The following is a 13,933-nucleotide window of genomic DNA, read 5'->3' on the forward strand; positions in this document are numbered from 1 at the left end:
CGGCGGCAGGGGAGGACGCTTACCGGGCTCGAAAGGACGGACCATGACAGCCAGACGCGATATCGAAGCCATCACGGAACGCATCCGCCAACGTTCAAAAGCCGGGCGAGAAGCCTATCTCGGCCGCATCGCCGGAGCGTCAAGCAATACCGCCAATCGGGCGGTGCTGGGCTGCGGCAATCTCGCCCACGGTTTTGCCGTGTGCAGCCCGTCGGAAAAGATCGCGCTCGGCGGCGACCGCGTGCCGAATCTCGGCATCATCACCTCCTACAATGACATGCTGTCGGCGCATCAGCCCTTCGAGACCTTCCCGGCGCTGATCAAGGAAGCCGCGCGCGAGGCCGGCGGCATCGCTCAAGTCGCCGGCGGCGTGCCGGCCATGTGCGACGGCGTCACCCAAGGCCAGCCCGGCATGGAGCTGTCGCTTTTCTCGCGCGATGTCATCGCCATGGCGGCGGCGATCGGCCTGTCGCACAATATGTTCGACGCCGCCGTCTTCCTCGGCGTCTGCGACAAGATCGTGCCCGGGCTGGTGATCGCGGCGCTCACCTTCGGGCACCTGCCGGCCGTCTTCATCCCCGCCGGACCGATGACGACCGGCTTGGCGAATGACGAGAAGGCCAAGGTTCGCCAGCTCTATGCCGAAGGCAAAGTCGGCCGCGCCGAGCTGCTCGAGGCGGAATCCAAGTCCTATCACGGGCCTGGCACCTGCACCTTCTACGGCACGGCCAATTCCAACCAGATGCTGATGGAGATCATGGGCCTGCACACGCCCGGCGCCTCCTTCGTCAATCCGGGCACGCCGCTGCGCGACGCGCTGACCAGGGAAGCGGCCAAGCGGGCGCTGGCGATCACCGCGCTCGGCAATGCCTACACGCCGGTCGGGCGCATGATCGACGAGCGTTCGATCGTCAACGGCGTGGTCGGCCTGCACGCCACCGGCGGCTCGACCAACCATACGATCCACCTGATCGCCATGGCCGCGGCTGCCGGCATCGCGCTGACCTGGCAGGATATATCAGACCTGTCGGAAGCTGTGCCGCTCTTGGCGCGCGTCTATCCGAACGGGCTCGCCGACGTGAACCATTTCCATGCCGCCGGCGGGCTCGGCTTCCTGATCCGCGAGCTGCTCGACGAAGGCCTGCTGCACGAGGACGTGCAGACGGTTTGGGGCGAAGGCCTGCGGCCTTACGCGGTCGAGGCGAGGCTTGGCGACGACGGCAGCGTGGTGCGCGAAGCGGCGCCGCTCGTGAGCGGCGACGAGAAGGTGCTGGCGCCGGTCAAGAAAGCCTTCCAGCCGACCGGTGGCCTGAAAGTGCTTGGAGGCAATCTCGGCCATGCCGTCATCAAGACCTCCGCCGTCAAACCGGAACGCCGCATCATCGAGGCGCCGGCAAAAGTGTTCGACAGCCAGCAAGGCCTGAACGACGCCTTCAAGGCCGGCCAGCTTACCGGCGACTTTGTCGCCGTGATCCGCTTCCAGGGCCCAAAGGCCAACGGCATGCCGGAGCTGCACAAGCTGACCACCGTGCTCGGCATCCTGCAGGATCGCGGCCAACGCGTGGCGCTGGTGACCGACGGGCGCATGTCGGGCGCCTCCGGCAAGGTGCCGGCGGCGATCCATGTGACGCCGGAAGCGGTTGAGGACGGCCCGATCGCCAGGATCCATGACGGCGACGTCATCCGCCTCGACGCCGATGCCGGCACACTCGAGGTGCTGGTGCCGGGAACGGAATTCGCGCTGCGCCGCACCGCGGACGCCGATCTCATCGGCAACGAGTTCGGCTTCGGCCGCGAGCTGTTCGCGGGGTTCCGGCAACTGGTCGGCCGCGCCGACCATGGGGCGGCGGCGTTCGGAAGCGCCTGATCTCGTTTCGTGTGAGAAGCTACTTGTGCCAACTATACAAAATTTTGTATAGTTGCTGGCGTGAAGACGCTTAAGTTCTAACGCTGCGGCGCTACAGCAATCTCATGAAGGACTGATCCCTCTGCACAGTGATTTTGACAGACTGCAGGCTTGTTGGGCAGGTTGTCAACGTCCGTTTGGGTAAGTCAGCGCAACGCCGGCGATGAGCTGAAGGCTCCTGAACCTCGTCATTCCAGGGCGGAGCAAGGAGCGTAGCGACGCGCGCAGACCCTGGAATCCATGCGTTACCTAAACCGAAATGTGCAACGGTGCAGAATTTCTGCGACCGCCGCGGCGCTTCCAGGTCACGGAATGGATCCTCGGGTCTGCGCGCGTCGCTACGCTCCTTGCTCCGCCCGTGGATGACGACCGCGATAGGCGTCTCGGCCAATCGCCAAGGCATGGAACGCACACCAACCAACCCGGTCAAAACGTCAGTGTTAAGGTACTAGGCCAGTGAGCAAAGAAACGTTTGCAAGTGTGTGGGACGCCATCGAAGACACTCCCGCCGAAGCCGAGAACATGAGGCTCCGCTCCACGCTCATGATGGCGTTGGAGAAGCACATTCGAGCAAAGGGCTGGACGCAGGCCGAGGCCGCGCAGCGGCTTGGCGTGACGCAGCCGCGCGTATCCGATCTCCTGCGCGGGAAGATCAACCTGTTTGCCCTCGACACTCTCGTCAATATGGCGGTCGCGGCCGGGCTTCATGTCGAAGTGCGCGTCTCGGAAGCTGCCTGATCGGCGCCATGTGCACCGCGTTGCCGAGTCGGCATTCCGCGATCCGTTCGCGGAATGCCAGGGCAGCCAGACCGGAAGGCAGGCAGGCTGCGGTTACTACTGAACGGTGATCTCGCTCCGTTCGCCGGCCTTGATCGTCACTGGCATTTCCTTGTCCTGGCCCTGGTCGGAGGCGTGCCGCACGACGACATAATCGCCGGCGGGAATCGTCTGCTGCCAGCTGTCGCCATAGCTCAAGCCCAGCGACTTGCGCTTGCCCTCTATGTCCTTCTTCGACGAGAACACCTCGATCGAGTAAGCGCCGGGCGCCGACATCGCCAGCACGCCGGCGTCGAGCGTGACCTTGATGTCCTGATTGTCGCCGGCCTTGATGGTGAAGGGCTGCTCGGCAACGGCAAGATCGAGCGTGGTGAGCGCGACATAGTCGTCCGGCGGCAGCCAGAACTTGCTGTCGGGACCATAGGAGTGCTCGACGCTCTCGCGGCTGCCGTCGATCTTCTTCTTCGCCTTGACGATTTCGAAGCTAATGCCGGAATTGTCGGCCTTGTCGCCGCCTGCCGTATAGAAGGCATTGAGCACGGCGTGCCCGACGCCGACGACGACATCCTTCTCGACCGTCTGTCCGGCAGCAAGCTGGATGGTCTCGGTTACCGTGCCGGCGCCGATCTGCACCGTCACCTTCTGCTCGCCGGCGGGGACAGTCGCCTTGGCGTCGCCATAGTGGGTGGTGCTGCCGCCGGGATAGGCAAAGTCGACACGCGCCTCGCCGCTGATCTCCGATCCCTGGCTCGCATGCGGATGGATAACCAGCGTACCGCCGTTGAGCGTGAACAGCGGCTTGTAAACCTGGCCGGCCTCTATTTTGATCTTCTGCTCGCTTCTTGCCTCGTCGTCGCGGCCGACGACGATATAGTCGCCCGGTTCGAGATTGGTTTTCAGCTCGCCATACTCGGTCATGACCTGATCGCCGCGCGATCCGTCCGCATTGGCCTTGTAGATTTCCCAGGCATTGCTGTTGTCGGAGATCTCGGGACCCCCCTCGGCCATGACCACACTCGGCATGAAATTGAATTCAGGCTTGGCGGGCTCGGGCGCTGGCGCGGGTGCCGGAGCCGGCTCTGGCGCCGGCGCCGGAGCCGCCACGGTCTCGACCAGCGCGTCCTGCAGCGCCTTCTCGTCGGAGGCCTGGATGTATTTTCCGCCGGTGTTTTCGGCGAGGCAGGCGATCTGCTTGCCTTCGTCGGCGGTCAGGCCGAAGCCGACGACATCGGCGGTGAAATCAACGCCGCTTTCCTTCAGCTCCTTGCCGAGCGCGCAGGGATCGCCGCCGCAGGTCTCCAGCCCGTCGGTGATCAGCACCACCGTTGCCTTGTCCTCGGTGTATTTCAGCGCCTCGGCGGCCTGCTTGACGGCGGCCGTGAGCGGCGTCTTGCCCAGGAATTTCATGCTGTCGGCGGCCGCCGAAATGGCGCTGGCGGATCCGGCCTGCGGCGGCACGATCAGCTCGATGTCGTCGCAGCTGCCCTTGGTGCGATGGCCATAGGCCATGAAGCCGATCTCGTCGTCTGCCGGAACCGACTGCAGCACCGTGCGCAGCGATTCACGCGCGATCTCCAGCTTCGGCTTGCCATCGATCTGGGCCCACATCGAGCCTGAAGCGTCCAGAATGATGATGACCTTGTTGGCGGCAAAGCCGAAACTGGTCATCGACAAAAGGAGGGCCGCCGCAGCGACGCTCCGTATCAGTCCCGCCATGGATGTCTCCTGATTGTTCCCTCGTCCGCGCCCGGAAAGCTATTTTAGGTGGCGCCGGGGGACAAGCCCAGCCGTTGCATCCGCCCCTCTGCCGGGTTTTGAGCGCATCACGATAGCGCCGGGCGGCCTTCGATCTTGGCGGCATGGCCGCGACGGCGTGTGGATTCCTCGGCTGGCGCCATGCCTTCGGCGACACCGCACCGACGATCGGCGTGGCCTTTGCCGGCCAGGATCCGTTCACCATCGCCGGGACGCCGATCGCGCGTGACGCCGCTCTGATCGACCTTGGCCTCGACGCCAGACCAGCGCGGCCGCGCGGCTCGGCATCAGCTATTTCGGGCAATTCGGCGGCGGCACGACCAACCAAGCCTTCAAGGCCGGGCTGCATGTCGCCTTCTAAAACTCAGTAGGTGGTGCGGCGCTCCTCCGATGGCGGGCGGCCGAACTGCAGCCGGTAGCTCTGCGCGAAATAGGAGTGCGAGGTGAAGCCGGTGGCGATCGCCACGTCGAGGATCGGCATGTTGGTCTGGCGCAGCAATTCGCGCGCCCGTTCGAGCCTCAGCCGCATGTAATAGCGACCCGGCGTCACGCTGAGATGGCGCAGGAACAAGCGCTCGACCTGACGCACCGACAGGCCCGCCGACTTGGCGAGCTGCACGGCGGACAGAGGCTCGTCGAGATGGTCGGCCATCAGCTCGACGATGCGCCTGAGCTTCTCCGACTTGCCGGTGAGATCGCGCTCCGGTCCGACGCGCTGGCGGTCGCCGGCCGAGCGGATGCGCTCGTGCTGGAATTGGTTGGCGACGCCATTGGCCAGGTTGGAGCCGAAATCACCGCGGACGATCTCCAGCATCAGGTCGATCGACGTGGTGCCGCCGGCGCAGGTGTAGCGCTTGCGGTCGATCTCGAAGACATTGCCGGTGCAGTTGATGTCTGGAAAACGCTCCATGAAGCCGGCGCGGTTCTCCCAATGGATGGTGCAGCGGTAGCCGTCGAGCTGCCCGGCCTCGGCCAGTAGATAGGAGCCGACCGACAGCGCGCCGAGCGCATTGCCGCGCCGGCCCCAGCTGCGCAAAGCCGCCAGCACCTTGCTCTTGCCGGGGAATTCCGTGGTGAGCCCGACCGAGACGAACAGGATGTCGACCGGCGGCATGTCGGCGACCGAATAGTCGATCTTCAGCGGCAGGCCGTTCGAGGCCATCACCGCGTCGCCATCCGCCGAAATCGTCGTCCAGCCATAGAAGTCGCGGCCAAGCAGCCGGTTGGCCGAGCGGAAGCAGTCGATGGCGGCGGCCAGCGAGAACATCGAGAACTTGTCGACGAGCAGGAAGCCGAACTGACGGCCGCCCTGAACGGGATCGTTCGTGATCGGCCGTTCGACAGGAGCAGTAAGGTTCGGCAAGGATCTGCTTTCTATCAGAAGGACGGCCGCTTCAGCCCGGCCGCGAGGTAGGCGGAAGCTACAGTGTTCGCCATCAGCATGGCAATGGTCATCGGCCCGACGCCGCCGGGGACCGGCGTGATGGCGCCGGCGACCTTGGCCGCCTCGGCATAGGCGACGTCGCCGACCAGGCGGCTTTTGCCCTCGCCCTTCTCGGGCGCCGGGATGCGGTTGATCCCGACGTCGATCACGGTCGCGCCGGGCTTCACCCAATCGCCCTTGACCATTTCCGGGCGACCGACGGCGGCGACCAGGATGTCGGCGGTGCGGGCCAGAGCCGGCAGGTCCCTGGTGCGGCTGTGGGCGATGATGACGGTGCAGTTGGCGGCGAGCAGCAGATTGGCCATCGGCTTGCCGACGATGTTGGAACGGCCGACGACGACGGCGTTGAGGCCGGAAAGATCCTTGCCGCGCACGCGTTCGATCAAAAGCATGGAGCCCGCTGGCGTGCAGGGCACGAAGGCCGTGTCAAGCTCGCCGGTGCCGAGCTTGCCGACATTGATGAAGTGGAAGCCGTCGACATCCTTCTCCGGCGCGATCGTCTGGATCACCTTGCCGGCGTCGATATGGCCTGGAAGCGGCAGTTGCACGAGGATGCCGTGGATCGACTTGTCGGCGTTGAGATCGCCGATGATCTTCAGCAACTGTTCCTCGCTGGTGTCGGTCGGCAGCGTATGCTGGAGCGAATGGAAGCCGCATTCCTTGGCGGTGCGCGATTTCGAAGCGACATAGACCTGGCTTGCCGGGTCTTCGCCGACGATCACCACGGCAAGGCCAGGCTTGGTGGCTCCCTTGGCCGACAGCTCCGCGGTCAAAGCCTTGACCTTCGAAACCACATCCTCGGCGACACTCTTTCCGTCAATCACTTCGGCCATCACCAACCCTCAGCTTCGCTACGAGGCCGGTGCATGGCCTCATTCCTCGATCGGCATTGTCGATCCGCCAAAGCGAGACGCTTGCGGCCGAAATGCAGCGCGGCATTTTCACGAAAATTCGACAGGGCAATCCCGTCAAAGCGTCGTCGGATGCCGTAAACCCGAAACCGGCAGCTTTTATCGAACCGCAAGCGGTCAAGAAATATGCGGTGTCAACAATATGACGCTTCAGAAATAGCGACGGCGCGAGCGGCTTTCGGTCAACTCGCGAACCGCCTCACGGAATTCGCGCAGGCTGGCGCGGATCTCGTCGATCTCACCCTGGTCGGACGACGACTGGCGGGCGTCGCCCGGGACTGGCGGTTGCGGATCATAGGAGGCGGGCGATGCCGAATAATGATCTTCGTACGGGTCGGTCCGGCCATGGGCCGGCCGATAGGAATAGCCCTGCTCGTATGGCGGCTGAATATTCTGCCGCGCCGAGGGTTCAGCCCCAGGGTAGCGTTCCTCCCGGCTGGGCACGCGCCAGGCGCTTTCGGGCGGCACAGTGTCCAAATCCACCGTTTCAGCCGGCTCGCGGCGCACGAAATAGCGGAGCGCCGAGGCAAGCGACCCGAAAAGCCCGGGACGGACGGCGTCATTCTCCGGCATCGGTGGCGGTGTGACGGGTTGGACCGCAAGCTGCGCAGCCACCGACGCAGGCTGAGGGGCCGGAGGCGAGGCAGGCGGCGGTGTGAAAGACGCGGCTGGCGACGGCGTGAATGCCGGAGCCGGAGGCGGCGTAAATGATTTGGCCGGAGGTGGCGTGAAAGGGGGAGCGGGAGGCTCCGACGTGAAAGGCGCGGCCCGCGGTCGAGTGACTGGCGGGGCCGGTGGCGGCGTAACTAGCGGCGGCGCCAGCGGAGCGGCACGGTTGGAAACGTTCCCCACCGTTGGAGCACGATCGCCGGCCCTGCGTCGCGAGCGCGTGTCGGCCGTCTCGCGCAGGCTCGCATAGACCCCGCGCAAACCGCCCAACCCGATGCCGGCGAACAGGCCGGCAAACAGGCCGGCCAAGGCCATCACGGCGCGCGACGGACCCTTGGCTTGCAGCGGCGCATAGGCCTCCGAAATGACGCTGATGTTGGCGGTGTTGATGTCCTTCTGCTCGCCGGTTTCCTTGGCGCGCAGCAGGAACTGCTCATAGACGGAACGCTTGGCGGCCGCCTCGCGCTCCAGCTCGCGCAGCGAGACGAGGTTGTTGTTGACGTCGCCGCTCTGCACCTTGGCCTGCGCCAAGCGCGAGGAAAGGTCCTGCTCGAGCTGGACGGAGCGCTTGAGGTCGACCTGCAGCGAGGATGCGATGCGCTGCAGCTCGGCGCTGATGCGCTCGCGCGCGCCGGCAAGCTGGGCATTCAGCGCCTCGATTTCCGGATGGCGCGGCCCGAGCTTGACCTCGGCGCGGTCGGCTTCCTGCTTCAGCGCGGCATATTGCGAGCGCAGCTCGCTCATCATGTTCGAGTTGATTTCCTCCGGCAACGTGCCACTGAGGATCGAATTGACGTTCAGCGAGCGCGCCGAGGCGGCGCGTGCATTGAGCTCCAGCGTGCGGGCGCGGGCGACGGAAAGCTGCTCGTTGAGCTTCAGCATCTGGTCGTCGCTGATCAGGTGACCCTGCGCATCGACGAGGTCGTGGGTCGCCCGGAAATCCTCGACGTTGCGTTCGGCCGTCTCGACACCCTTGCGCAATTCGTCGAGCCTGGCGGTAAGCTCGTCATTGGCGCGGCCCGCGGTGCTCGACTGGATCTCGCTGGAAATCTGCTTGAAAGCCTTGACCATGGTGTTGGCGATCAGCGCGGATTTCTCGGCGTTCTGCGTCGTGGCGCTGACCGAGACCACGAAGGTCTTGCCGCCACGCTCCACGTCGAGGCTGTCATACAGTTTGCCGACCGCGAGCGCGCGCTTGCGCGCTTCGTCTGCGACACCCGCATCCTGGCGCGACAGGATCGAGCGGAGCGTCGAGATCAGGCCGAAGCCGCCACTGCCCTGGCCGTTGAATTCAGGATCGTTGGTGAGGTTGAGATCGGTGACGACCTTGTTGAGAACGGTGCCCGACGTCAGGATGCGGACCTGGTTCTCGACGATGGCAAGCGTCGCATCCGCGGCGACCACGTTCTGCGTCAGGTCTCGGTCGGTGAGCTTGAGGTCGCGCGGATCGACGATGACGTCGGTGGTGGCCTCGTATTTCTTCGGTGTCGATAAAGCGATGGCGACGCCGAGCGCGGCGCCCAGGATGGTCGTCGACAGGATCAGCGCCTTGGATCGCGTGATGCCGTGAACGACCTGCATCGGGTCGATTAGCGGTTTCCATTCCTGGGAATCGTCGGCAGCGGGTAGTCGGCTTGTGTGACGAGGTTCGGGAGCGGCTTGCGGCTGCTGGCTCTCCCCCAGGGCTTCATAGAGCGGCTCGGGCGATGTAGGCCGACTTCTTGCGCGCCAGTCATGTTCGGTCTCGACCGGCTGGGATTCTGCTTGTCCCTGATCGCGGCCAAATTCACCGGTATCATCGGGCCGCGGATTCGACTTCCCTTCGCGCTCGGAACGCGCGGCGCGATGGCGCGCGGCGGCGTCCTCGCGCCAGGAGGAATTGGCCCGGTCGCCGATCGAAACCGTGTTGTCGTCGCCACGCATGGCTTGGCCGAGCGCGAGCAGGGAACGCTCGCGCCTCCAGTCATCATGGTTATCCCTGTCGACCATTGTCCTGGAACTTGCTCTCTGGCGGTGTGGGCGCGGCGGGTGGGCCAATCGTTAAGCCACGCTAAACGGGCATAGGAAACAAACGGTTAATTTTGCACCCGGGTCCGCACGGTTCTCGCCTTGTTCGCGGCATTCCGGCGCCGCCAGCACAGGCGCCAGAACGCCGCGTTAAACTTTCCAGCCTATCTATCGCCCGGATATGACCCAGGCCAGCGACATGCCGCAAAGGCGGAGCTTCGCGCGGATCGGCCACTTCGTGGCCACCCGCCGGAAACTGGTGTTCGACTATCTCTCGGCCATCAGCGGCGCCGGCGGCCGGCTGGTGTTCTCGCTCGCCTATTTCATCGCCTTGGCCAACACGCTTTCGATCGCCGAGTTCGGCATGTTCGCGACAGCCTCGGCCGCCGGCATCATGCTGTCGCGCATCCTCGCCTTCGGCTTCATCTCGGCGCTCTACCGCACCGCCACGATCCGCCCCAACCTGATCGGCACCTTCACCGCCGGTTTCCTGCTTCTCGGCGTCCTCTCGCTGCCATTCCTCGCCGCCGCCGCCTACATCGTCTACCTGATCTTCTTTGCCGGCACTGTGCCGCTGTCGGCCTTTGCGGCGATCGTCTTCGCCGAGGCGCTGTTGTGGCGGCCGGTCGAGGTGGCCCTGATCGTCAACAACGGGCTCGGCAAGTTCGGGCGGGCGGCGGTGCTCGCCATTCTGGCGACGGCGCTTCGGGCAGTCGGCGCCATCCTGTTCATGCTAGCCGCGCAGCATACGATCGGCGTCTGGTCGCTGTTCTATATCGGCGCCAATGCCGCTTCGCTGATCGTCGCCTTCGCCTTCTTCTATCCGCGCCAGCGGCTGAGGCTGCGCGCCGAGCTCTATTTCCGGCGGCTCGCCGATTCCATCTATGTAGCCGGATCCGAAGTGCTGTTCTACCTGCAGATGGAGTTCGACAAGCTCTTGGTGCTGTCGATCGGCGGGCCGCATCTGGCCGGCATCTACGCCATCATCATGCGGCTGGTCGATCTCACCGCGATCCCGATCCGCACCTTCTCGATGATGCTGGTGCAGCGCATGATGCGGGCGCCGGAGCTGCTGTCGCGGCTGGCGGTGAAGAGCGGCATCGAAGGCGGGGTGTTCCTCGTCTCGATGCTGGCGCTGGCGTCCCTCGGCATCGTGCTGCACTTCTTCCCCAACGCGCTCGGCAGGAATGTCGCCGAGGCAGCGCCGCTGGTGGCGCTGGCGATCTGCGTGCCGGGACTGCGCAACCTCGTCGAATACCAGGCCGAACTGCTCTTCGCGCGCGGCCAGACGGCGGTCAGGGCAATCAACCTCGGCCTGCTCGCCGGATTGAAGGCGGTTCTGCTCACCTATGTGCTGACGACCATCCCCGACACGGCCAATCTGGTCCTGTCGCTCAACATCGTCTTCCTGCTGCTTTATCTTGCCTCGATGCTGCTGACTTATTCGGCGATGCGCCGGCCGGCCAAAGCCATCTGAGCCTTACGCAGCAAGCCCGATCAGGCGGCGGATGCGGCCAATGTCGGTGCCGATGAAGGACTGCATGCCGATCGCCACCTGTTCCGGCGCCATGGTGTCGACGAAACGGCGGAACTGGTCATCCGAGAGCGGCGCGCCGTTCCAGTGGACGCGGCAGAACTCCTCCGAGCCGTGGAAATGGCCGGCACCGTCGAGCACATCGTCGACGTAGCGGCCATAGATCATGCATTCGGAGAATTTTCGCGCCGAACCGACCACGCTGACCCATTCGCGGCCATGCACCTTCTCGATGCGCTCGCACATTGCGTTGACCGTCTCGCGGCGCCAGGCGATCAGCGTCGAGATGTAGTCGTGGCTCGATGGGTTGGCGGGATCGATGCCGAGTGCTGTGCCGGCATTGCGCGACCAGATGCGATGCTCGTCATGGCCGTCGTTCGACAGGACGCCGTCGCGCCGGAACAGCCGCACCTTGCCGTCGCGCCAGAAGGCGTTCGCGTCGAACGGTTTCAGGAAGGCGACATCGGAATCGCAGAAGACGAGCACGTCTTCCTTGGCGTGGCCGGCAATGGCGATGCGGCGCAGCTGCTGCACATGCCAGCCGCGCAGCGGCTGTGTCTTCAGGCTCAGCCAGATGCGCCGGCGGAAACCGCTCAGCGGATCGTCGAACGCGCGCAGCCAGCGCGGCAACAGGTCCCGCTCGTCGACAACGCTGCGGCGGCCGGATTCCAGCTGGCGAAACAAAGCGACGTCGCGATGTTCGGTCAGGATGTAATGATGCGCCATGCCGGCGACGTGGCGGTCGATGGTTTCGCACAAAAGCCGGCAGCGTTCGAAATCGGGTGCGTAGCTTGCCGTGACGATCGCGGCCAGGGGTACGCGCGGCAGCGGTTCGATTGCGGTGGACGTATCCGGCACGAAGCGGCTATTCACCGCGTGCCCCCAGCGGTCGCGGCCCGAGCGACAGCTTCTGCTTGACGACACGCCACAGGAAGAGCGGGTTGCCGACGATGTAGCGGCGCCACAGGCGGCCGGGTTCGATCCACAGGCGGAACAGCCATTCGAGCCGCAGCCGGCGCAGCCATAGCGGCGCGCGCGGCACCGAGCCGCTCATGAAGTCGAGCAGCGCGCCGACGGCGACCGGCAGCGCGCAATGGCGGCTGTCGATGTGGCGCTCGATCCACAATTCCTGGCGCGGCACGCCCATCGCCACGAGCAGCACGTCCGGCCGCAGCCTGGCGATGCGCTCGAGGATCGCCGGCTCCTCGGCGGCGGAGAAGAAGCCGTCATGGATGACGACGAAATTGTGCTGCATGGCGAGCGTCGACAGCTTCGCGCATGCGGCTTCGGCATTGGCGCGCGTCGTGCCGAGCAGCGCCACCGTCAGCGGATGCGATGAGGCCTGCAGGAAGGCCGGAATGAAATCGGTGCCGTTGAGGTTGCTGGGGAAAGGCGCGCCGTAAAGCAGCTTTGCCGCCATGTCGACACCGACGCCGTCGGGGAGGATGAGGAAGTTTTCCAGCGCCTCGGCAAAGACCGGATCGGTGCAGGCAAGATTGGCATTATGGGCGTTGAGGAAGCTTACCTTGGTGAAGCGGCGCTCGTCGATCAGCCTGGTGAGCAAGGCGATGGCCTCGTCCCAGCGTATGGCCAGCACCGGAATGCCCAGGATGGTCTTGAGCGTATCGAAGCCGAAGGCGGCGCGCGCGGTGTGCATGTTCATGCGGCGACCTCCTGCCTGACGGCGCCGAGCTTCTCCAGGCCGAGTCCGATCGCGGCGTCGAGCGCCTTGAGCTGGCGGCGGTGGAAGGCGCTGCCATCGACGTCGCGGACATTGGCGGCGGCCGCCTGGAGGGCGGCGGCAAAAGCGATCGGATCGTCGGTCACCACGCAATTGTCGGGGCGATAGCCGATGCCGCGCAGCGAGCGGCTGGTGGCGACGGACGGCAGGCCGAGCTCGAAGGTCTCGATGGTCTTCAGCTGCACGCCGCTGCCGGCGGTGCTGATCAGGGGAATAACGGCGGCGCCGCGCACGAAGGCCTGCGCGTCCGGAACCCTGCCGACGAAGGAGACGCCAGGATGCGCCGAACTGACGCCGGAAGCCATGTTGCCGGCGATCCTGACGCGGAAATCCGGCTTCAGATGCGGCACGACCTTGGTCAGGAACCAGTCGAGCCCGATGCGGTTCGGCTGCCAGGTCCAGGTGCCGATCAGCGCGGCGTCGCATTCGATTGGGCGCTTCGCCTTGCTTGCCGGCGCCTGCGCGCGGGTCACCAGCGGCAGCACCGCCGAGCGTATGTCGGAGGCGACGCCAAGTGCCGCGCGGTCTTCCTCGGCCAGCGTGAAGACGAAACGCGCGGCGCCGCAAAGGCGCTCCTCCACGACCTTGAGGAGTCTCGCCTCGCGGCGGAACATCCAGCGCTGCGGCGCGCTGCCGGCCGCGGCGGCGTTTTCCTCGGCCGAACGATGCTCGACATTGTGCGCCACGAAGACGAATGGGCGGTCGGCGAGAACCTTCTCGAAGGCGCCGGCGAACTGCACCGAATTCAGGATATAGCCGTCGAAGGGACCCGCGCGTTCGATGGCGGCGCGCACTTGCGCGTCTGAAACGACACGCAGCTTGACCGACGAAAAGGTAAGGTCGGAGAGAACCGCCTTGCCCAGCCAGGCAAGTTTTTGCAGCGGCGAGGCGCTTTCGGTGCGCACCTCGACGGCGTCGAGCACAACGGTGTTTTGCGGATCGGACGGGGTCTTGCCCGGCCAGATGAAACCGATCACCGTCACGCGCACGCCGGCGCGCCGCAGTGCATCGATGATCGCGGCATTGGCAATCTCGTAGCCCGAGGCGAGAGCGCCATCGGGCACGATCGATGTGGCGAACAGCAGATGCATCTCACCTATCCTTAGGTGCAGCCGGTAGCAAAACGCGGTGAAGCCTTGATTAAATGGCACCGTCAAAGGCCAAAGACCCGGCTTTTCCGACAGCCGGG

Annotated in this window: 12 protein-coding genes; 5 read left to right on the forward strand and 7 right to left on the reverse strand. The window is 65.2% G+C overall.

Translation table 11 applies throughout. The features are described 5' to 3' along the window. Window positions 1-43: 43 nt before the first annotated feature. The gene (gene edd, locus EJ069_RS18430; RefSeq protein ID WP_126062518.1) at window positions 44-1,867 is read left to right on the forward strand and encodes a phosphogluconate dehydratase; all 1,824 of its coding nucleotides are present in this window, start codon (window positions 44-46) and stop codon (window positions 1,865-1,867) included. A gap of 495 nt (window positions 1,868-2,362) precedes the next feature. Then, window positions 2,363-2,644: an XRE family transcriptional regulator gene (locus EJ069_RS18435; RefSeq protein WP_126062519.1), complete on the forward strand. Its 282-nt coding sequence runs from the start codon at window positions 2,363-2,365 to the stop codon at window positions 2,642-2,644. Window positions 2,645-2,740: 96 nt separating this feature from the next. Here EJ069_RS18435 and EJ069_RS18440 read toward each other — a convergent pair whose 3' ends face one another. Then, window positions 2,741-4,399: a VWA domain-containing protein gene (locus EJ069_RS18440; RefSeq protein ID WP_126062520.1), complete on the reverse strand. Its 1,659-nt coding sequence runs from the start codon at window positions 4,397-4,399 to the stop codon at window positions 2,741-2,743. Between the two features lie 143 nt (window positions 4,400-4,542). On the opposite strand from EJ069_RS18440, the gene EJ069_RS18445 reads away from it, so the two are divergent. Beyond that, entirely contained in the window at window positions 4,543-4,809 is a 267-nt protein-coding gene (locus tag EJ069_RS18445) for an autotransporter domain-containing protein (RefSeq protein ID WP_126062521.1), read from the forward strand. Here the strand turns inward: EJ069_RS18445 and EJ069_RS18450 are convergent. Beyond that, window positions 4,803-5,801 (reverse strand): GlxA family transcriptional regulator, encoded by a 999-nt coding sequence (locus EJ069_RS18450; RefSeq protein WP_095819786.1) that lies wholly within the window; start codon window positions 5,799-5,801, stop codon window positions 4,803-4,805. The genes EJ069_RS18445 and EJ069_RS18450 overlap by 7 nt on opposite strands. A 14-nt stretch (window positions 5,802-5,815) precedes the next feature. Next, window positions 5,816-6,715 (reverse strand): bifunctional methylenetetrahydrofolate dehydrogenase/methenyltetrahydrofolate cyclohydrolase FolD, encoded by a 900-nt coding sequence (gene folD, locus EJ069_RS18455; RefSeq protein WP_126062522.1) that lies wholly within the window; start codon window positions 6,713-6,715, stop codon window positions 5,816-5,818. Between the two features lie 29 nt (window positions 6,716-6,744). Here folD and EJ069_RS18460 point away from each other — a divergent pair, with 29 nt between their 5' ends. Then, a complete protein-coding gene (locus tag EJ069_RS18460) occupies window positions 6,745-6,939 on the forward strand; it encodes a hypothetical protein (RefSeq protein WP_126062523.1) in 195 nt (64 codons plus the stop codon). A gap of 4 nt (window positions 6,940-6,943) precedes the next feature. Here the strand turns inward: EJ069_RS18460 and EJ069_RS18465 are convergent, their stop codons facing one another. After that, window positions 6,944-9,451: a GumC family protein gene (locus tag EJ069_RS18465; protein ID WP_126062524.1), complete on the reverse strand. Its 2,508-nt coding sequence runs from the start codon at window positions 9,449-9,451 to the stop codon at window positions 6,944-6,946. Between the two features lie 199 nt (window positions 9,452-9,650). On the opposite strand from EJ069_RS18465, the gene EJ069_RS18470 reads away from it, so the two are divergent. After that, window positions 9,651-10,946 (forward strand): lipopolysaccharide biosynthesis protein, encoded by a 1,296-nt coding sequence (locus EJ069_RS18470; RefSeq protein WP_126062525.1) that lies wholly within the window; start codon window positions 9,651-9,653, stop codon window positions 10,944-10,946. Between the two features lie 3 nt (window positions 10,947-10,949). Here the strand turns inward: EJ069_RS18470 and EJ069_RS18475 are convergent, their stop codons facing one another. The 3 genes from EJ069_RS18475 to EJ069_RS18485 are packed head-to-tail and all read right to left on the reverse strand — an operon-like array spanning window position 10,950 to window position 13,835. Beyond that, entirely contained in the window at window positions 10,950-11,876 is a 927-nt protein-coding gene (locus tag EJ069_RS18475) for a DUF6492 family protein (RefSeq protein ID WP_126062526.1), read from the reverse strand. Beyond that, window positions 11,869-12,666, reverse strand: a complete 798-nt coding sequence (locus EJ069_RS18480; RefSeq protein WP_126062527.1) for a WecB/TagA/CpsF family glycosyltransferase — start codon at window positions 12,664-12,666, stop codon at window positions 11,869-11,871. The genes EJ069_RS18475 and EJ069_RS18480 overlap by 8 nt, the downstream gene beginning before the upstream one ends. Further along, the gene (locus EJ069_RS18485; RefSeq protein ID WP_126062528.1) at window positions 12,663-13,835 is read right to left on the reverse strand and encodes a glycosyltransferase family 4 protein; all 1,173 of its coding nucleotides are present in this window, start codon (window positions 13,833-13,835) and stop codon (window positions 12,663-12,665) included. Before EJ069_RS18485 ends, EJ069_RS18480 begins: the two co-directional genes overlap by 4 nt. Window positions 13,836-13,933: the final 98 nt, after the last annotated feature.

The organism is Mesorhizobium sp. M2A.F.Ca.ET.043.05.1.1 (assembly GCF_003952445.1).
Lineage (GTDB): Bacteria > Pseudomonadota > Alphaproteobacteria > Rhizobiales > Rhizobiaceae > Mesorhizobium.

What these genes read in the sequence shown, in the direction of transcription:
- folD (WP_126062522.1), bottom strand. Translation starts at nt 6,715, where the DNA reads ATGGCCGAAGTGATTGACGGAAAGAGTGTCGCCGAGGATGTGGTTTCG.
- EJ069_RS18445 (WP_126062521.1), top strand. Translation starts at nt 4,543, where the DNA reads ATGGCCGCGACGGCGTGTGGATTCCTCGGCTGGCGCCATGCCTTCGGC.
- EJ069_RS18480 (WP_126062527.1), bottom strand. Translation starts at nt 12,666, where the DNA reads ATGAACATGCACACCGCGCGCGCCGCCTTCGGCTTCGATACGCTCAAG.
- EJ069_RS18485 (WP_126062528.1), bottom strand. Translation starts at nt 13,835, where the DNA reads ATGCATCTGCTGTTCGCCACATCGATCGTGCCCGATGGCGCTCTCGCC.
- EJ069_RS18470 (WP_126062525.1), top strand. Translation starts at nt 9,651, where the DNA reads ATGACCCAGGCCAGCGACATGCCGCAAAGGCGGAGCTTCGCGCGGATC.
- edd (WP_126062518.1), top strand. Translation starts at nt 44, where the DNA reads ATGACAGCCAGACGCGATATCGAAGCCATCACGGAACGCATCCGCCAA.
- EJ069_RS18440 (WP_126062520.1), bottom strand. Translation starts at nt 4,399, where the DNA reads ATGGCGGGACTGATACGGAGCGTCGCTGCGGCGGCCCTCCTTTTGTCG.
- EJ069_RS18465 (WP_126062524.1), bottom strand. Translation starts at nt 9,451, where the DNA reads ATGGTCGACAGGGATAACCATGATGACTGGAGGCGCGAGCGTTCCCTG.